The sequence below is a fragment of the Candidatus Cloacimonadota bacterium genome, from assembly GCA_028706475.1.
Taxonomy (GTDB): domain Bacteria; phylum Cloacimonadota; class Cloacimonadia; order Cloacimonadales; family Cloacimonadaceae; genus UBA5456.
In genome coordinates, this window is record JAQWBI010000001.1 from 144,250 (window position 1) to 159,026 (window position 14,777).

The window sequence follows — 14,777 nt, forward strand, 5'->3', positions numbered from 1 at the left end:
ACCGAAGGGAGCTTTTGATCCCTCCTCTTTCCCTTTGTTTGATACAGTGTTGAAGCTGATATCAAGCCGTTATCATCCTATGTTCACTCGATGATAACCCGATAATATCAGGTTCAAGTATAGATAAACCAAAGGGGGAATGAAGCTTCTGAATTATCGGCAGAAGTATCTGGCAAATTGGAGTTTGGTAGCCCGGTAGCTAAACGACCTTCGTGTCTTGACGAGTCGCAAGTACAAGCATGCATTGGATTGGGGATATGGAAAGTGCCGGATGTAACAATTCATTGACACAATCAGCACTACTATTCAGACTTGTTCTTTTACATTGACTACTGGAGACAAAATGCAAATAAACGGACAAGAATACCGCTCAGTATGGTTCGAGCGAAACCGCCTGAACATTATAGATCAGAACAGGCTGCCATTCAACTTCTGTATTCGTGAATTTGGCACCTATATGGAAGTGGTAACCGCTATCCGGGATATGACGGTGCGCGGAGCTCCGGCGATCGGTGCTGCCGCTGCATATGGCCTTGCTTTGGCTGCCCTCTCCGCTCCGCAGGAAAAGTTTCGCACCTATCTGAGAAGTGCCCGTAATGAATTGCTTTTGGCACGTCCTACGGCAGTGGACCTCTCCATTGGCGTAAATTTCGTATATGAGAGCACTCTAAAGTTTATCCCGGATATAGATCATGCTCGCAATGTGGCGCTTATGGCAGCCAATGAATATGCCAATCGCAGCGCAGCAGAGTGCCTGGAATTGGGTAATGTAGGTGCGGAATTGATTCAGGACGGTTATCGCATCCTTACACACTGCAACGCCGGGGCTTTGGCCACTGTGGATTACGGCACGGCGCTATCGGTGATACGTCAGGCTCACAAGCAGGGCAAAAGCATCTTTGTGTACGTGGATGAGACACGTCCCCGCTTTCAAGGTTCTCGTTTAACGGCGTATGAACTGGAACAGGAAGGCATTCCGCACGCCATTATTGCGGACAGTGCCAGCGGTTTCTATTTTTGGAAGAATGAAATCGATATCGTAATCACCGGGGCAGACCGCATCTGCTTAAACGGTGATGTGGCAAACAAGATTGGCACATACGAGAAAGCGGTTTTGGCAAAAGCTCACGAAGTCCCCTTTTACATTGCCGCCCCCCTTAGTACTTTCGATTTCGGCTGCCAGAAAGGTGAAGACATTCCCATCGAGATCAGGGACGAATCTGAAATCAAATGCATAGCTGATGTCTGCACGGCAAATCCCGCTTCTCCAGCGCTAAATCCTGCCTTTGACATCACTCCAGCTGCCTACATCACCGGCATCATTAGCCCCAAAGGAGTATTTGAACCGGAAACTGCAGCGCAAAAGGTACAATTATGAAAAAACATTATGAACACATTATCAAAGGTGGCACGATCCTCTGCATGGATGCCTCATTTCGGGTTTTGGAAGATCACTTTATCTGTATTGATGGTGGAAAGATTGTGGATATCCTGCCCTTGGAGCTTATCGGGGATTACGAGGCCGATTACCTTCAAAACGGCTTTGATTGTCTGATTATTCCCGCTCTGATAAACGCACACAGCCATCTGCCCATGACCTATTTCAGGGGTTTGGCAGATGATATGGCGCTGAATAAATGGCTGGGAGAATACATCTGGCCTTTGGAAGCACGTATGGTGAATGCGGACTTTGTGTACGACGCCAGCCTGCACGGTGCGGCAGAGATGTTGAAAAACGGGATTTGTCTTACCAATGACATGTATTTTCACTGTGAAAGGATAGTGCAGGCCTGTTCACGGGTCGGGATGCGAGTGATCGTTTCCGACGCAATCATCGAACGCGATAGCAACGTTGGTACGGCTTTGTATGAAGCCCGGATGCTGGATCTTCAGGACTATTGCCAGGATTTCCCGTTAGCAGATTGCGCTTTTGCCCCTCACGCCATCTATACCTGCTCCAAAGATTTACTGCAATCTGCTGCAGAATTTGCCCTGAAGCACAATTGGCTGCTGCATACTCATCTCAGTGAAACCAGGGGGGAATTGGAAGACTGCCTGAAAACTCATGGCACAAGGCCTCTGGATTATCTGGCGGATCTGGGTTGGCTGGAAAACAAATGCCTGTTTGCCCACGGTGTGTGGCTAAGCCCTGAAGAATTGAAGCGGCTGGGAAAGAGCAATTCTGCCGTGGCTGTATGTACAGACAGCAATTTGAAGCTTGCCAGCGGATTTGCCCCCCTAAAAGCGATGAACGAGCATGGAGTATGCTATGCTCTGGGTAGCGACGGAGTGGCCAGCAACAACAATCTTGATCTGCTGGAAGAGCTTTCCACCACTGCCAAGCTGCACAAAACACTGACTGCCGATCCGGAGTTTATGCCAGCACGGGAGGCATTCGCCCACATCACTATTGAAGCTGCCAAAGCTCTGGGCAAAGAAGACAGTCTGGGCAGTCTGGAGATCGGTAAAGCTGCAGATTTATGCATCATCGATACTCAAAATCTGCAAAGCAGCCCGCTCTACAATCCCTATTCCCAATTACTCTATGCCATGGGCTCCCATCAGATGCGGGATGTAATGGTAGACGGCACCTACGTGGTGAAGAACTACCAATTGGTGAATTTGGATGAAGCAGAATTGGTGCATACCGCAAATGAATACAAGGTGAAGATAATAAAAGAGTTGAATAAATGAGAGCTATCCAAAACCGTAAAGCCTTGCACGAATATAGCGTGGTGCAAAGGTTTGAAGCCGGAATCTCACTGAAAGGAACGGAGATAAAGTCCATCCGCGCCGGCATGATAAACTTCAAAGACAGCTTTGCCAAGATCAAGGATGGGCAATGCTGGTTGATGAATTTTCACATCTCGCCTTGGGAAAAAGCTGCCTATTTCAATCATGAAGCCGAGCGCCCCCGCCGTCTCTTGCTCAACCGCCACGAAATCCGCCGCATCAAAGCCAAAGTAGAGGAGCAAGGTATGACGCTGGTACCTCTGGAGATATATATCAATGATAAAGGACTATGTAAGCTCACCATTGCGCTGGCCAAAGGGAAAAAGACCTTCGACAAGCGGGATGCCCTTCAACAGAAAGATATGCAACTCGATAAAGAGCGGAGCCTGCGCTCTGAAAGACAGAATTGATGCAGGATTTGCACAAATGACGGGTAGTATGGAAATGATAGCAAATTCTTTGCTTGACACATCTGTGCAGCATGGAATAATCTGTTATCATCGTAACATTATACAGGGATTTAAGTAAGCAAATAAAAGGAGCCTCAAATGAATTACCGGCTTATTCTCAGTATCATCATCATTAGCCTCTGCTCTAGGCCTTTGATTGCAGAAGATTGGATTACCATATACAACGACGACCTTTCTCTGATCCGTTCCCAATTTGAATTGGAACTGGAAAAAGGGCTGCAGAAGTACAACTTCGACGACATCACATCCCGCATAATGCCTGCATCCGTGATCGTGAAAAGCGACGGTCTACGCGTGGCAGAGCAGAACTATGAATACGACTTAGCCGGCAAACATCAGATTATGGCCAAGTATCTGGATCAGGAAGTGCTGGCAGTTACCAAAGATCAATCCAACCTGCGCGGGATTCTCAAATTCTACGACGGCAGCAGCCTGGGCATTATTGAAGAAGGTTCCGGACGCTTGCTGATAATAGCAGATGGCGAAGTGCAGTGGATCCAATTGGCATCCTTGCCCTCAAATTTCTACACTAAGCCCACTCTGGCCTGGAATCTGATCGCTCCCAAAACCGGAAGTTTCCCGGTCATGCTTAGCTACCTCAGCGGAGGATTCTCCTGGGATGTAACCTATAATGCTGTGTGGGACGAAGAAAAGCTGCATCTGAACAGCTGGGTAACCATCAACAACCGCTCCGGCAAAGCATTTGAAGATATAAATCTGAAGCTGATCGCCGGAGATGTGAACCAGGTACAGCAGAAATACAGCAGGGCGCTAAATTATGAGATGATGGAAGATAGTGCCGCAGGCAGTATGACGGCACCTGCTTTTGAGGAAAAAGCCTTCCACGATTTTCACATGTACACTCTGGATCAAAAAGTATCATTTGCAAACAATCAGACCAAGCAATTGGAACTGTACCCCACCCAAAATGTCACCGCTCAATCAGTATATGAATTCAGGACATTCAGTAGCAGTGTGAACAGCATGATCAAATTTGTAAATACCGAAGATATGGGCTTTGGTAAACCCCTTCCCAAAGGTGTATTCAAGATCTACAAGGAAGACAGCGATGGCAATATGGAGTTCATAGGGGAAGACAGTATCAATCACACCGGCCGTAATGAAGAGATCAGCATCAATACTGGCAAAGCCTTTGACCTGGTGGCAAGCTCCTCGGTACGCAATCAGCGCACCATCTCCCAGAGAGCTTCAGAGCGTGAAATCCATGTAAACCTGAGGAACAACAGCACCGAAAGCAAGAGTATCAATGTGGTCCACCAGCTTTCCGGAAATTCGCGCATAGTGCAATCTGAACGTCGTTATGCACTGGATGAAGTGAAAAACACAATTACTTTTACCGTGAATATGGAGCCCAATACCGAGTATAACTTCTTCTTCCGTGAACGGAGTGAATGGTAAAGTGATAAGATACATCTGAGGAGGTTTATCAAATGTGCGAGAGGATATTTTCCAATCTTGTGGGCATACACCGGGAAATGTTGAAGCTTCTGGGGGAAGTGAATGCCATCAATGGAGACCCCCTGGCCATAGAAGATGCCATCGATGAAGCATGGCATCCCCGCTGTGACGTGTTTCTTACCGATAGCGAATGGATAGTGGTGGCAGAGCTGGCGGGAGTGGAGAAGGACGAGATTTCCATCTCCCTGAGTCCGGAATACTTACGCATTAGCGGACAGCGCAGCTTCCCTGCCAAAACATGTCCCGTGAGCTATTTCAATATGGAGATTGAAACTGGGCACTTTGAACGAAAGATATACTTTCCGGATGCGGAGATAGACAAAGAAAACCCAAAAGTGAGCTATATTAACGGTATCCTACGCATTGCTTTCAACCTCGCTCCCGTAGTGGAGCGTATCATTCCGATCTTATAGCGGGCAGGTCTGATGCTGGAAGCTTTGGGAGCTAAAGTACTATCGGGAATCGTTGCTTTCTCGCTCTTGATGTTCTCGTCGTTTGAAGGGAACGATCCCCGCTTTGAACCCTTGAAGATTGCAAAAAACGATAGCTATCTCTTCATTAGCAGCAAGCTTGTCTCCGCATTTGACAACGATTTTCCCAGTATCTTCAGTTCTGGAACACCCATACCCATACACTTTACGATCAGCATTCGCAAGGGTAGCCGTATCTTGGGGCAGAGCCGCTTCACTCACACGGTTACTTTCGATACCGCAAAAGGTGTGTACCAATTGGACAAAGGCATGGGCGGTACGGCTTTATTAACTAAATCCATGGAAGAGATCATCCAGGAAGTGTCTCATTTCAGCGTTAGTGTTCCCTATCGAAAGAATTGGGGGGATGTGAGCATCCGGATAGAAGCAAAATTGCCCAAATTGCGCTTTAACAAAACGGATAAGGATGTGGATCTGATGGTATTGTGGAAGTATAAAAAGCCAAGCGCAAAAAGCACTGTAAATCTGCACAAAGCGCAACACAGAGGTTAACTATATGAAGCAACTGGGATTCCGTTCCACTATTATAATTCTCTTTCTGAGCGTCTCCATTGGTGGTCTGATGCTGCTGAATGCAGCCTTTCAAGCAAAACAGGAAGAGATTCATCTGGCCATCGAAGGCATGGAATTGAGCGAACGGCTGCGCGAGATACGTTTTTACACAAATGAGGACTCACTGAAAGCCGGGGATATCATGCGCGAATACGATGCGTCCAAAGCACTGTTGAATGTTGCTTTGGGGAATTCCCGGTTGGTTACCTCCGTGGTTCTGCTTTTGGTGATGTTAGCATCCAGCGCCATCTTTATCCTAGCGATCATTTGGCTCAGTAAACCCTTGCGGGAGCTAAAGATGGCAACCGACCAAATTCGAGAAGGCAATTTCAGCGTGCATCTGCCCGATACCGGTATCCGAGAAATCCGCGAGCTCAAGAGCAGCTTCAATGTGATGTCCCGCGAGCTTGAAAACATCCAAAACAAGCTCTTGGTAGCAGAAAAAGAGATGATCTGGAAAGACCTCTCTCGCATCCTTGCCCACGAAATCAAGAATCCGCTCACCCCTATTCAACTGGTGGTTCAACGCCTGGAGGAACGCTTTCAGAGCGATCCTGACAGCGTCAAAGACCTGCTGCCAGAAACTATTTCCATCATCAGCCAGGAAATCGAGAATCTGCGGCTATTGGCACAGGATTTTAGCAGCTATGCCAAGGCTAGTCAACCCGATCGGGAACAGTTCAATCCCGCTCTGGTAATCCGCGAGATCGTGAAATCCTATTGCCAAAACTATTCTATTGAGCTGAATCTAAACGACAATCTGAGTATCACTTTCGATAAAACTCACTTTTATCAGGTGATTACAAACATCCTGCAAAATGCCATTGATGCCTCAGAGGACGGCAAGCCCATCAGCATCAATCTGCACGGTGAACACTCCTATGTGGTGCTTAGCATCAAAGATGAAGGCAGCGGTATCGATCCCGCCGATCTCTCACGCATATTTGAACCCTATTTCAGCAAAAAGACCAAGGGCACCGGTCTCGGCCTGGCGCTGGTGAAGAAACTATGCGAAGCAAACAGCGCTATCTTAAGAGTGAAGAGCAAAAAGGGTGAAGGCAGCGAGTTTACCATCATCATCGAGGAACACACAGCGTGAAAATCCTCATCATCGATGACGAAAAAAACATCCGTCTCAGCCTCACTGGAATCCTGGAGGACGAAGGCTACGACGTGATCAGCTTCGGCAATATCCGCCAGGGATTGGCGGCCTTCGACGACGAGGATCCCGATGCGGTCTTGCTGGATGTGAAACTACCCGATGGCAACGGCATCGACGCCCTGGAAAAGATCAAGAGTCTGGCACCGAAGATCCCCGTGATCATGATCTCCGGAAACAGCAATATCAGCGACGCTGTGAAGGCCATCAAGCTGGGCGCGTTTGACTTCCTGGAAAAACCGCTCTCACTGCCCAAGATCAAGATTACCGTAGCCAAAGCCTTGGATTATTACAAGCTATCCCTGCAAGTTATGCGGATGCAAGCCGACAGCGAGCGCGGCTGGCGCATGATAGGCCAAAGTCCTGTGATGCAGGAGCTAAACCGCCTCATCAACCGGGTTGCTCCCAGTGCATCCAAGATCCTGATCCAGGGCGAAAGCGGCACCGGTAAAGAGCTGATTGCCCGCTTGATTCACATGCGTAGCAACCGTGCGGACAAAGCCTTCACAAAGTTCAATTGCGCCGCAATCCCGCGGGAACTCATCGAGAGCGAACTCTTCGGCTTTGAAAAAGGCGCTTTCACCGGTGCTGATGCCCGTAAAAAGGGAAAACTGGAAGAGGCGGATGGTGGCACTCTGTTTCTGGATGAGATTGGTGATATGGAGCTGGCGGCGCAAGCCAAGATCTTGAGGGTGATTCAGGAGGGTGAATTTGAGCGCGTGGGCAGCAATCTGACCCGGAAAATCGACGTAAGAGTAATCGCCGCAACCAACAAAAATCTATCCGAAATGGTGCAAAACGGCAGCTTTCGGGAAGATCTCTTCTATCGCTTAAACGTAGTACCCATCACCAGCCCACCCCTCAGGGAACGAAAGAGCGACATTCCGCTGCTGATAGAACACTTTGCCAAAGATCTGGCCCTCGAATTGGGCATGAAAGTTAAAAGCTTCAGTGCGGATGCCTTGGCCGAAATGCAGCGATATCACTATCCCGGTAATGTGCGCGAATTGAAGAACATCATGGAACGCATCTACCTGCTCTGCGATATGGATTTCTTGAGTGCCGCAAACCTTGGCGGCATGATCCCGGACAGCAGCCCAAAGACAGAGGGCGACTCGCTGTTCTGGAGCGAAACTGCATCGTTTCAGGACAAGAAAAAGGAATTCGAGATCCGCTACCTCAGCAAGCAATTGGAGCGCTATAACGGGAATGTATCGAAGACCGCAGAAGCGCTGGGCTTGCAACAGAGCAATCTATCCCGTAAACTGAGCGAACTGGGTATCCGTTAACAATTCTCTACCCCCCCCCCCCATCAATATTCCTGTCCCACACAGAGGTTTTCCGCTCTATATTTACCGATTTCCCCCACTGCATAGAGCTGTACCGAAGCAGATATCATCGGGTTATCATCGAGTGATCACTGCTTGATAACGGCTTTATATCTGGTTCGGTACTGCCTGGTACAGAGAGGATGAATGGCACTCAGATCATCATTTTTTGAGGATAACCGGGGTCCCCGCAAAAATTCGAAGCATTTTCGTGGAATGGTTTGAGAAGGGTTTCGGATGTGCTCTGAATGTATGCGGGAAAGCCAACGAAAACAAGCCTTGACAAGGAATAGACGATATATGGATGGTTATTTTGTGAAAAAACCCAGAATCTTGCATTGCGAAGTAAAACGACACCGTCAAATAGCGCCCGAATTATGTTCGGTGTGCCAGCGTGTGTCTAGATGTCGTGCCTTCAGATTCTGGTATAGTAGTCATCAAACCCAATATCTTAGTTTTGTACTGGATATTGTAACAAGATTCCCCGAAAAATACACACTGGAGGTGGAGTTCATGGCAGAGAAACAACAATTTGTGCAGATCGTGGATATGGCGAGCGGCAAGATTGATCGGATCGTGAACCTCAATGAAATCGACGCAATGAGCGCAGAAGAGAAGCTAGCGCTCAGCAAAGAGAAAAATCTCTTTATCGTAACTCATCGTTTGCAACCTATTGTGAAGGTTGAGATGAAGAAATCTATTATCGATAGCCCCATGCAATTTGACTCTGTGACACGCGCGGAGAGTGAAGAGAAAGCTACAGCAGAGCCGAAGATAAAGCCAGAACCGCAAAACAGCAGTAAGGGCCGCAATAAGAAAGTTTAAGCCTTTATCTCTACGCTCACGAAAAAAAGCTTTTACAAATTTGCGCTATCCAAAATAGTGGCACAAACTGACAGAATTGCCGCAGTTAAGCTGGCCATTGTGTCAGTAATGGCATCTCAAAGAAGGAGATATGTATGTTTACATTGGAAGAAAAGCACCTGGATGTGGCGAAGAAAATAGCCCTGGATCATCGTAAGAAAAAACGCTGTGACGAGTGTTATGATCGCGGATGGATCGGAGTATCTGAGCAAAACCTGCTGATACTTTGCCATCGCTGCGTGGACATTGATGCCGCTATGGAAGATTGGAAACAGTATGTAAGCGAACACGAAGAATTGAAAGAGCATTTTAGCGAGCTGTTTGAAGAAAACGCTGAAACCGAAACCGCAGAAGAACATCCCGCACAACAAGCATATGAACACAAAAAAGCCCATCCCGTAGGCAAAACAGCCTATGTGCCGGGTCCTAAAAGAACAGGAAGAGCAAAGAAAATCTAAGCAATGTATAAAAGTATAGACCTCAAAGAAAATCCCCGTGATTTGGAAGCCCGGGTGCGCACCTTTTGGACACAGCACAATACCGCGCAAAAAAGCATAGATTGCCGCGAAGGCAATCCCCAGTTCATATTTTATGAAGGCCCACCTACGGCAAATGGCAAACCCGGTATCCACCATGTCATGGCACGAACCTTGAAAGACGTGGTCTGCCGCTACAAAACTATGACCGGTTTTCAAGTGAAACGCAAAGCCGGCTGGGATACCCATGGCTTGCCCGTGGAGATCGAAGTAGAAAAAATGCTGGGTCTGGAAGATAAAAAAGCCATCGAAGCATACGGTTTGGAAGCATTTTGTAAAGAGTGCCGCAATTCCGTGTTCGCTTACGAAAAGCTCTGGCGTAAAATGACCGAGCTGATGGCCTATTGGATAGATCTGGATAACCCCTACATCACCCTGGACAACAACTATATAGAGTCCGTCTGGTGGATATTGAACAACTTTTTCCAGCGCGATCTGATCTTCAAGGAACACAAGATTGTGCCATATTGCCCTTCCTGCGGTACCCCGCTTTCTTCTCATGAAGTGGCGCAAGGGTACAAGGATGTGGAAGATCCCTCTGTGTATGTGCGTTTCAAAGCTTTGGACGAAGACAATACATACTACCTGGCCTGGACCACCACGCCATGGACGCTAATCTCAAATGTGGCTCTGGCAGTGCATCCGGATGAAGATTATGTTTTAGTGACGCATCATCAGCAAAACTTGTATCTGGCAGAAGCGCGTCTTGGGGTATTGGATGGCGAATATGAGGTCATCAAGCGACTGAAGGGCAAGGATCTGGAACGTCGCCGTTATGAACCGCTCTTCCGCTTTGTGCCTGTGAATAAGGACGCCTGGTTTATTGGTTGTGCGGATTATGTGACTATGAGTGACGGCACGGGAATAGTGCATACTGCACCGGCTTTTGGTGCAGACGACTATTCATTGGGGCAAAAATATGACCTGCCATTTGTGAATCCAGTAAATGGCGAAGGTAAGTTTAACGAGCAGGTAAGCCCCTGGGCCGGTGTTTTTGTGAAGACTGCCGATAAAGACATCATCCGTAGTCTCAAAGAAAGCGGCAGCCTCTATCGCCGTGAACAGATCAAGCACAACTATCCGCATTGCTGGCGCTGCAACAGTCCACTGATCTATTATGCTCGCGAAAGCTGGTATATACGCACCACGCTCTTTAAAGAACAGCTCTTGGAAGAAAATCGCAAGATAAAGTGGTATCCGTCCTTTGTGGGAGAAAAAAGATTTGGTGATTGGCTGGAGAACAATGTTGACTGGGCGCTATCCCGGGATCGTTTTTGGGGAACTCCACTGAATATCTGGGTCTGTGACGATTGCGGTCACAAAAGCTCCGTAGGCTCCCGCAAGGAACTGTGGGAACGGGGAATAAAAGCCAATGGCGAAGCAGTAAGCGAAGATATGGAACTGCACCGTCCCTACATCGACGAAGTGCTCTTGACCTGCGATAAATGCAGGGGCAAAATGCACCGTACTCCGGAAGTGATAGATTGCTGGTTCGACAGCGGCTCCATGCCCTTTGCACAGTGGCACTATCCCTTTGAAAACGCAGATAGATTCGATACTGAGCTCTTCCCCGCCGACTTCATATCCGAAGGTATAGATCAGACCCGCGGCTGGTTCTATAGCATGCTCACCATTGCTACTCTGCTAAAAGGGAAATCGTCCTTCAAAAGCTGCCTGGTGAACGACCTCATTCTGGATAAAAAAGGCCAGAAGATGAGTAAAACCCGCGGCAACAGCGTTGATCCCATCCAATTGATGGATGAACATGGTGCTGATGCCATCCGCTGGTATTTGCTGGAAGTAAGCCCGCCCTGGGTTCCCACGCGCTTTGACGTGGATGGAGTCCGGGAGATTCAGAGCAAGTTTGTCGGCACTCTGAAAAACGTCTACTCATTCTATGCCACTTATGCCAATATCGACGGATTTGACGCCTCAAAGTACCCTTCTGACTGGGTTCGTGAGGCAGAGATAGACCGCTGGATCATATCCCGTCTGCATTCGCTGATAGCAGATGTGCGGGAATACACTGAAATATATGAATTTACAAAGTCTGTGCGTGCAATACAGGACTTTGTAATAGATGAACTTTCGAACTGGTATGTACGTAGAAGCAGACGCAGATTCTGGAGCTTCGAGCTGGATCAGGACAAAGTGGAGGCGTATCGTACACTGTATATGGTACTGGCTGAGACCGCGAAACTGATCGCACCCTTTGTGCCCTATCTCTCCGAAGAGCTGTTCCAAAGTCTTTGTGCCGGGGATAGCGTGCATCTGGAAGACTATCCCAAAAGCGATAAACGCTACATCAATAAAGCGCTGGAAAGCGATATGCAGGCAGTAATCGATGTAGTATCCTTGGGCAGAACCGCTCGTGGCGAAGCCAATATCAAGATACGTCAGCCTTTGGGTGAGATGTATGTGTCGGCAAAGCTGCGCGCATCTTTAGACAAAATGCTGCCGCTGGTGCAAGAAGAAGTGAATATCCATCACATCCGTTATGTGGAAGAAGACAGCGACTTTGTGCAATATGAGTTGAAGCCGCAGTTCAAGGTGATGGGTCCCAAATACGGTAAGCAGATGAAAGCCATTGCTACTTTTCTGGAGACTGTGGATGCTGGGCCTGCGTTAAGGGCATTTGCCCGGAATCTGCCCTATGAATTTGAGCTGGGGGGCCAGAAGATCAGCCTTTTGGAGGAAGACCTCCTGGTTCAGATACGTCCTCGGGAAGGATATCAGTTTGCTACCATGAGGGATATCTTTGTGGCTTTGGATACATCTTTGAATGAAGAATTGTTGCGGGAAGGGTATGCTCGTGAACTGGTCAATAAGATTCAGTATTCCCGCAAGGATCAAGGCTTTGATATCATGGACCGCATCCAGGTGAAATACTATGCGGATAGCGAAATAGAGGCCGCCATTGCAGAATATAGCGGCTTCATAAAGAGCGAAACCTTGGCAGACGAGATCTTACTGTCTAAAGATAGTGATCTGCCCTTGATCGATATCAATGGACGGGAGGTCGGACTCTTGGTACTGAAGTCCGGAGCCTGACCGGCAGGATAATTGGAGGAAATCATCATACATTACTGTATAAACTGTGGTACAAAGATCCCCGAAAAGGCGAAGTTTTGCCCAAACTGCGGTGAGAAGGTAGATCAGTCTGTAGAGCTAGATGCCGTCTCCAGCGTTGAAGTAAGTAGCGTAGCGCCGGATATCAAGGAAGCCAGGGAGGAAGTGAACACCAATTTCACTCTGCTGGATCCTGGGGATGAATTCCATTCTTACAAGATTCTGCGCATGATGAACAAGGATTCTGAAGGCATTAAATATATAGCCGAAAAAGACGGTCGTGAATACGTATTGAAGGTTTTCTACAAATCCAGCTTTCATAATATGCATACCCTAGTGAACCTGCAAATGCGCCTGTCCCGCCTGAACAATCTGAAAGATACCCGTATTGCCAAAGTGGTGGAAGTAAATCAAAGCCACTCACCGGCATATATGGCGGTGGAATATGTGCACGGAGTGTCTTTGGCAGAGCTGCGGAAATATAATCCGGAACGCATCACCGAAAACATGGTGCGAGAACTGGGCTTGAAGCTGATCCAAATCGGGAAAGCCGTGCGGAATCATGGTCTCACCATATCCAGCCTTACCTTGAATGGAGTAATGGTGAAGGAAGATGGGGAACTGATAATCCTCACCAGCGGCATCCATTATGAAGACGTGGACGAAAGGGAAGATGTTTACATAGTGGCAAAGATCATGGCTCAGATTTTGGCTAAAAACCCGGTAATTCAACGGCTGTATGATGAAGACAGGCTGCGCTCAAACAAGTTTATGCCCATTGTGGGCGTAAGTGTGAACCTGAACAAAGTTCTGTCTGAGGCCTTGCATCGTAATATTGTTCAACGCTATGGCAGCCTGGAAGAGCTGGAACAGGCAATCGGAAAGTTACCTCCCGTGGAGGGGGCTGAACTGGTTGTACAGCAGGATACCATGGTTCTGGATACAGGACAGGACTCTACTGCAAGGTCTATGCCGCGTGCCCGTATAGAATATGGATTTTGGGCCTTGGTGATAGTGGTGATCATAGCCATTGCCATGCTCTTTACCACCAATATTTACACAGTTCTGTTTGGGGCAAAGGGTGATAAACTGCAATATACCGGATTCAGCTTCGGGAGCGATTCTGCCGATGATGACAGCCTGCGTGCCCCAGCGGCAAAGCTTCCGCCGAGGGAAGGACGAAGTCCTGCACAAACCACTTATGGAGAGCTGAAAAGGTTCGATGATCAACCCCGAATTGATCCCCGTCGAAGTATTGACACCAGCGTAGAAAGTCCCGCTCCTGCTCCTGTAATCAAGCCCAAACGCCCCGGAGCGAACTTCGTCTACATAGAGCCCGGAACCTATGGATTTGGCAGATTAAGTGACAATCAGGCCCATAATGTATCGCTATCTGGCTTCTACATCAGCAAGTACGAACTAACTCAGGCGGAATGGAACCGCTTGATGAAGCCAGCAAAGGTAAGCGAAGTAGGCAATAAACTGCCGGTGGACAATGTCAGTTGGTTCGATATCGCTATTTTCTGTAATGGCTTGAGTGAAGAACAAGGACTCACACCAGCTTACAAAATCCGCGGTGTGGGCGCTTCCAGAGTGGTAACCTGCGATTTTGACGCAAACGGCTACCGTCTGCCTACCGAAGCGGAATGGGAATATGCTGCCAAAGCTGGTAAACTCTTCAATTACAGTGGCTCGGACGATCCTGAGGACGTGGCATGGTATAGAGATAACTCCGCCGGAAAGCTGCGTCAACCTGGTCTAAAGGACGCAAATGCCTTTGGCCTCTACGATTGCAGCGGTAATGTATCGGAATGGGTTTGGGATTGGTATGATGCAAATTACATCCGCGCATTGCCCACTTTTGTAAATCCGAATGGGCCTGCCACCGGAACTCAGAAGACCATCCGCGGTGGCAACGTGATGAACAGCGAAGGTCGCAATCTGAATATCCTCTGGCGTGAAAAAGGAGATCCCAACCGGGGCTATCCCTTCGTGGGCTTCAGGTTGGCGAGAAGCAAGTAGCGCCAGATCGGTTCCGCAGCCGGATCAAGCTCTGTAAACGAGCCGCATGATCGAAGACGCACTATTGTCTGTTC

The 14,777-nt window shown here is 48.2% G+C and carries 12 protein-coding genes; all 12 read left to right on the forward strand.

All coding sequences use genetic code 11. The features are described 5' to 3' along the window. The first annotated feature begins 343 nt into the window (after positions 1-343). A complete protein-coding gene (gene mtnA, locus PHF32_00690) occupies positions 344-1,378 on the forward strand; it encodes an S-methyl-5-thioribose-1-phosphate isomerase (GenBank protein MDD4559248.1) in 1,035 nt (344 codons plus the stop codon). Beyond that, positions 1,375-2,694: an amidohydrolase family protein gene (locus PHF32_00695; GenBank protein MDD4559249.1), complete on the forward strand. Its 1,320-nt coding sequence runs from the start codon at positions 1,375-1,377 to the stop codon at positions 2,692-2,694. The genes mtnA and PHF32_00695 overlap by 4 nt, the downstream gene beginning before the upstream one ends. Next, positions 2,691-3,143 carry an SsrA-binding protein SmpB gene (smpB, locus tag PHF32_00700; GenBank protein MDD4559250.1) on the forward strand — a complete coding sequence of 151 codons (453 nt, stop codon included), beginning with the start codon at positions 2,691-2,693 and terminating at the stop codon, positions 3,141-3,143. Before PHF32_00695 ends, smpB begins: the two co-directional genes overlap by 4 nt. Positions 3,144-3,281: 138 nt before the next feature. Next, the gene (locus PHF32_00705; protein ID MDD4559251.1) at positions 3,282-4,622 is read left to right on the forward strand and encodes a DUF4139 domain-containing protein; all 1,341 of its coding nucleotides are present in this window, start codon (positions 3,282-3,284) and stop codon (positions 4,620-4,622) included. Between the two features lie 32 nt (positions 4,623-4,654). After that, a complete protein-coding gene (locus PHF32_00710; protein ID MDD4559252.1) occupies positions 4,655-5,095 on the forward strand; it encodes an Hsp20/alpha crystallin family protein in 441 nt (146 codons plus the stop codon). 12 nt (positions 5,096-5,107) lie between these two features. Next, positions 5,108-5,665 (forward strand): hypothetical protein, encoded by a 558-nt coding sequence (locus tag PHF32_00715; protein MDD4559253.1) that lies wholly within the window; start codon positions 5,108-5,110, stop codon positions 5,663-5,665. Between the two features lie 4 nt (positions 5,666-5,669). Further along, the gene (locus PHF32_00720; protein ID MDD4559254.1) at positions 5,670-6,824 is read left to right on the forward strand and encodes a HAMP domain-containing sensor histidine kinase; all 1,155 of its coding nucleotides are present in this window, start codon (positions 5,670-5,672) and stop codon (positions 6,822-6,824) included. Beyond that, positions 6,821-8,173 (forward strand): sigma-54 dependent transcriptional regulator, encoded by a 1,353-nt coding sequence (locus PHF32_00725; protein ID MDD4559255.1) that lies wholly within the window; start codon positions 6,821-6,823, stop codon positions 8,171-8,173. Before PHF32_00720 ends, PHF32_00725 begins: the two co-directional genes overlap by 4 nt. Before the next feature lie 552 nt (positions 8,174-8,725). Then, positions 8,726-9,037 (forward strand): hypothetical protein, encoded by a 312-nt coding sequence (locus PHF32_00730; GenBank protein MDD4559256.1) that lies wholly within the window; start codon positions 8,726-8,728, stop codon positions 9,035-9,037. A gap of 134 nt (positions 9,038-9,171) precedes the next feature. Then, positions 9,172-9,534, forward strand: a complete 363-nt coding sequence (locus PHF32_00735; GenBank protein MDD4559257.1) for a hypothetical protein — start codon at positions 9,172-9,174, stop codon at positions 9,532-9,534. Positions 9,535-9,537: 3 nt separating this feature from the next. Next, positions 9,538-12,663, forward strand: a complete 3,126-nt coding sequence (gene ileS, locus PHF32_00740; protein MDD4559258.1) for an isoleucine--tRNA ligase — start codon at positions 9,538-9,540, stop codon at positions 12,661-12,663. Between the two features lie 12 nt (positions 12,664-12,675). Next, positions 12,676-14,703, forward strand: a complete 2,028-nt coding sequence (locus tag PHF32_00745; GenBank protein MDD4559259.1) for an SUMF1/EgtB/PvdO family nonheme iron enzyme — start codon at positions 12,676-12,678, stop codon at positions 14,701-14,703. The last annotated feature ends 74 nt before the right edge of the window (positions 14,704-14,777 follow it).

Bases quoted from the DNA above. Each gene is read 5' to 3' on its own strand.
- mtnA (MDD4559248.1), top strand. From the start codon at position 344: ATGCAAATAAACGGACAAGAATACCGCTCAGTATGGTTCGAGCGAAAC.
- PHF32_00695 (MDD4559249.1), top strand. From the start codon at position 1,375: ATGAAAAAACATTATGAACACATTATCAAAGGTGGCACGATCCTCTGC.
- smpB (MDD4559250.1), top strand. From the start codon at position 2,691: ATGAGAGCTATCCAAAACCGTAAAGCCTTGCACGAATATAGCGTGGTG.
- PHF32_00705 (MDD4559251.1), top strand. From the start codon at position 3,282: ATGAATTACCGGCTTATTCTCAGTATCATCATCATTAGCCTCTGCTCT.
- PHF32_00710 (MDD4559252.1), top strand. From the start codon at position 4,655: ATGTGCGAGAGGATATTTTCCAATCTTGTGGGCATACACCGGGAAATG.
- PHF32_00715 (MDD4559253.1), top strand. From the start codon at position 5,108: ATGCTGGAAGCTTTGGGAGCTAAAGTACTATCGGGAATCGTTGCTTTC.
- PHF32_00720 (MDD4559254.1), top strand. From the start codon at position 5,670: ATGAAGCAACTGGGATTCCGTTCCACTATTATAATTCTCTTTCTGAGC.
- PHF32_00730 (MDD4559256.1), top strand. From the start codon at position 8,726: ATGGCAGAGAAACAACAATTTGTGCAGATCGTGGATATGGCGAGCGGC.
- PHF32_00735 (MDD4559257.1), top strand. From the start codon at position 9,172: ATGTTTACATTGGAAGAAAAGCACCTGGATGTGGCGAAGAAAATAGCC.
- ileS (MDD4559258.1), top strand. From the start codon at position 9,538: ATGTATAAAAGTATAGACCTCAAAGAAAATCCCCGTGATTTGGAAGCC.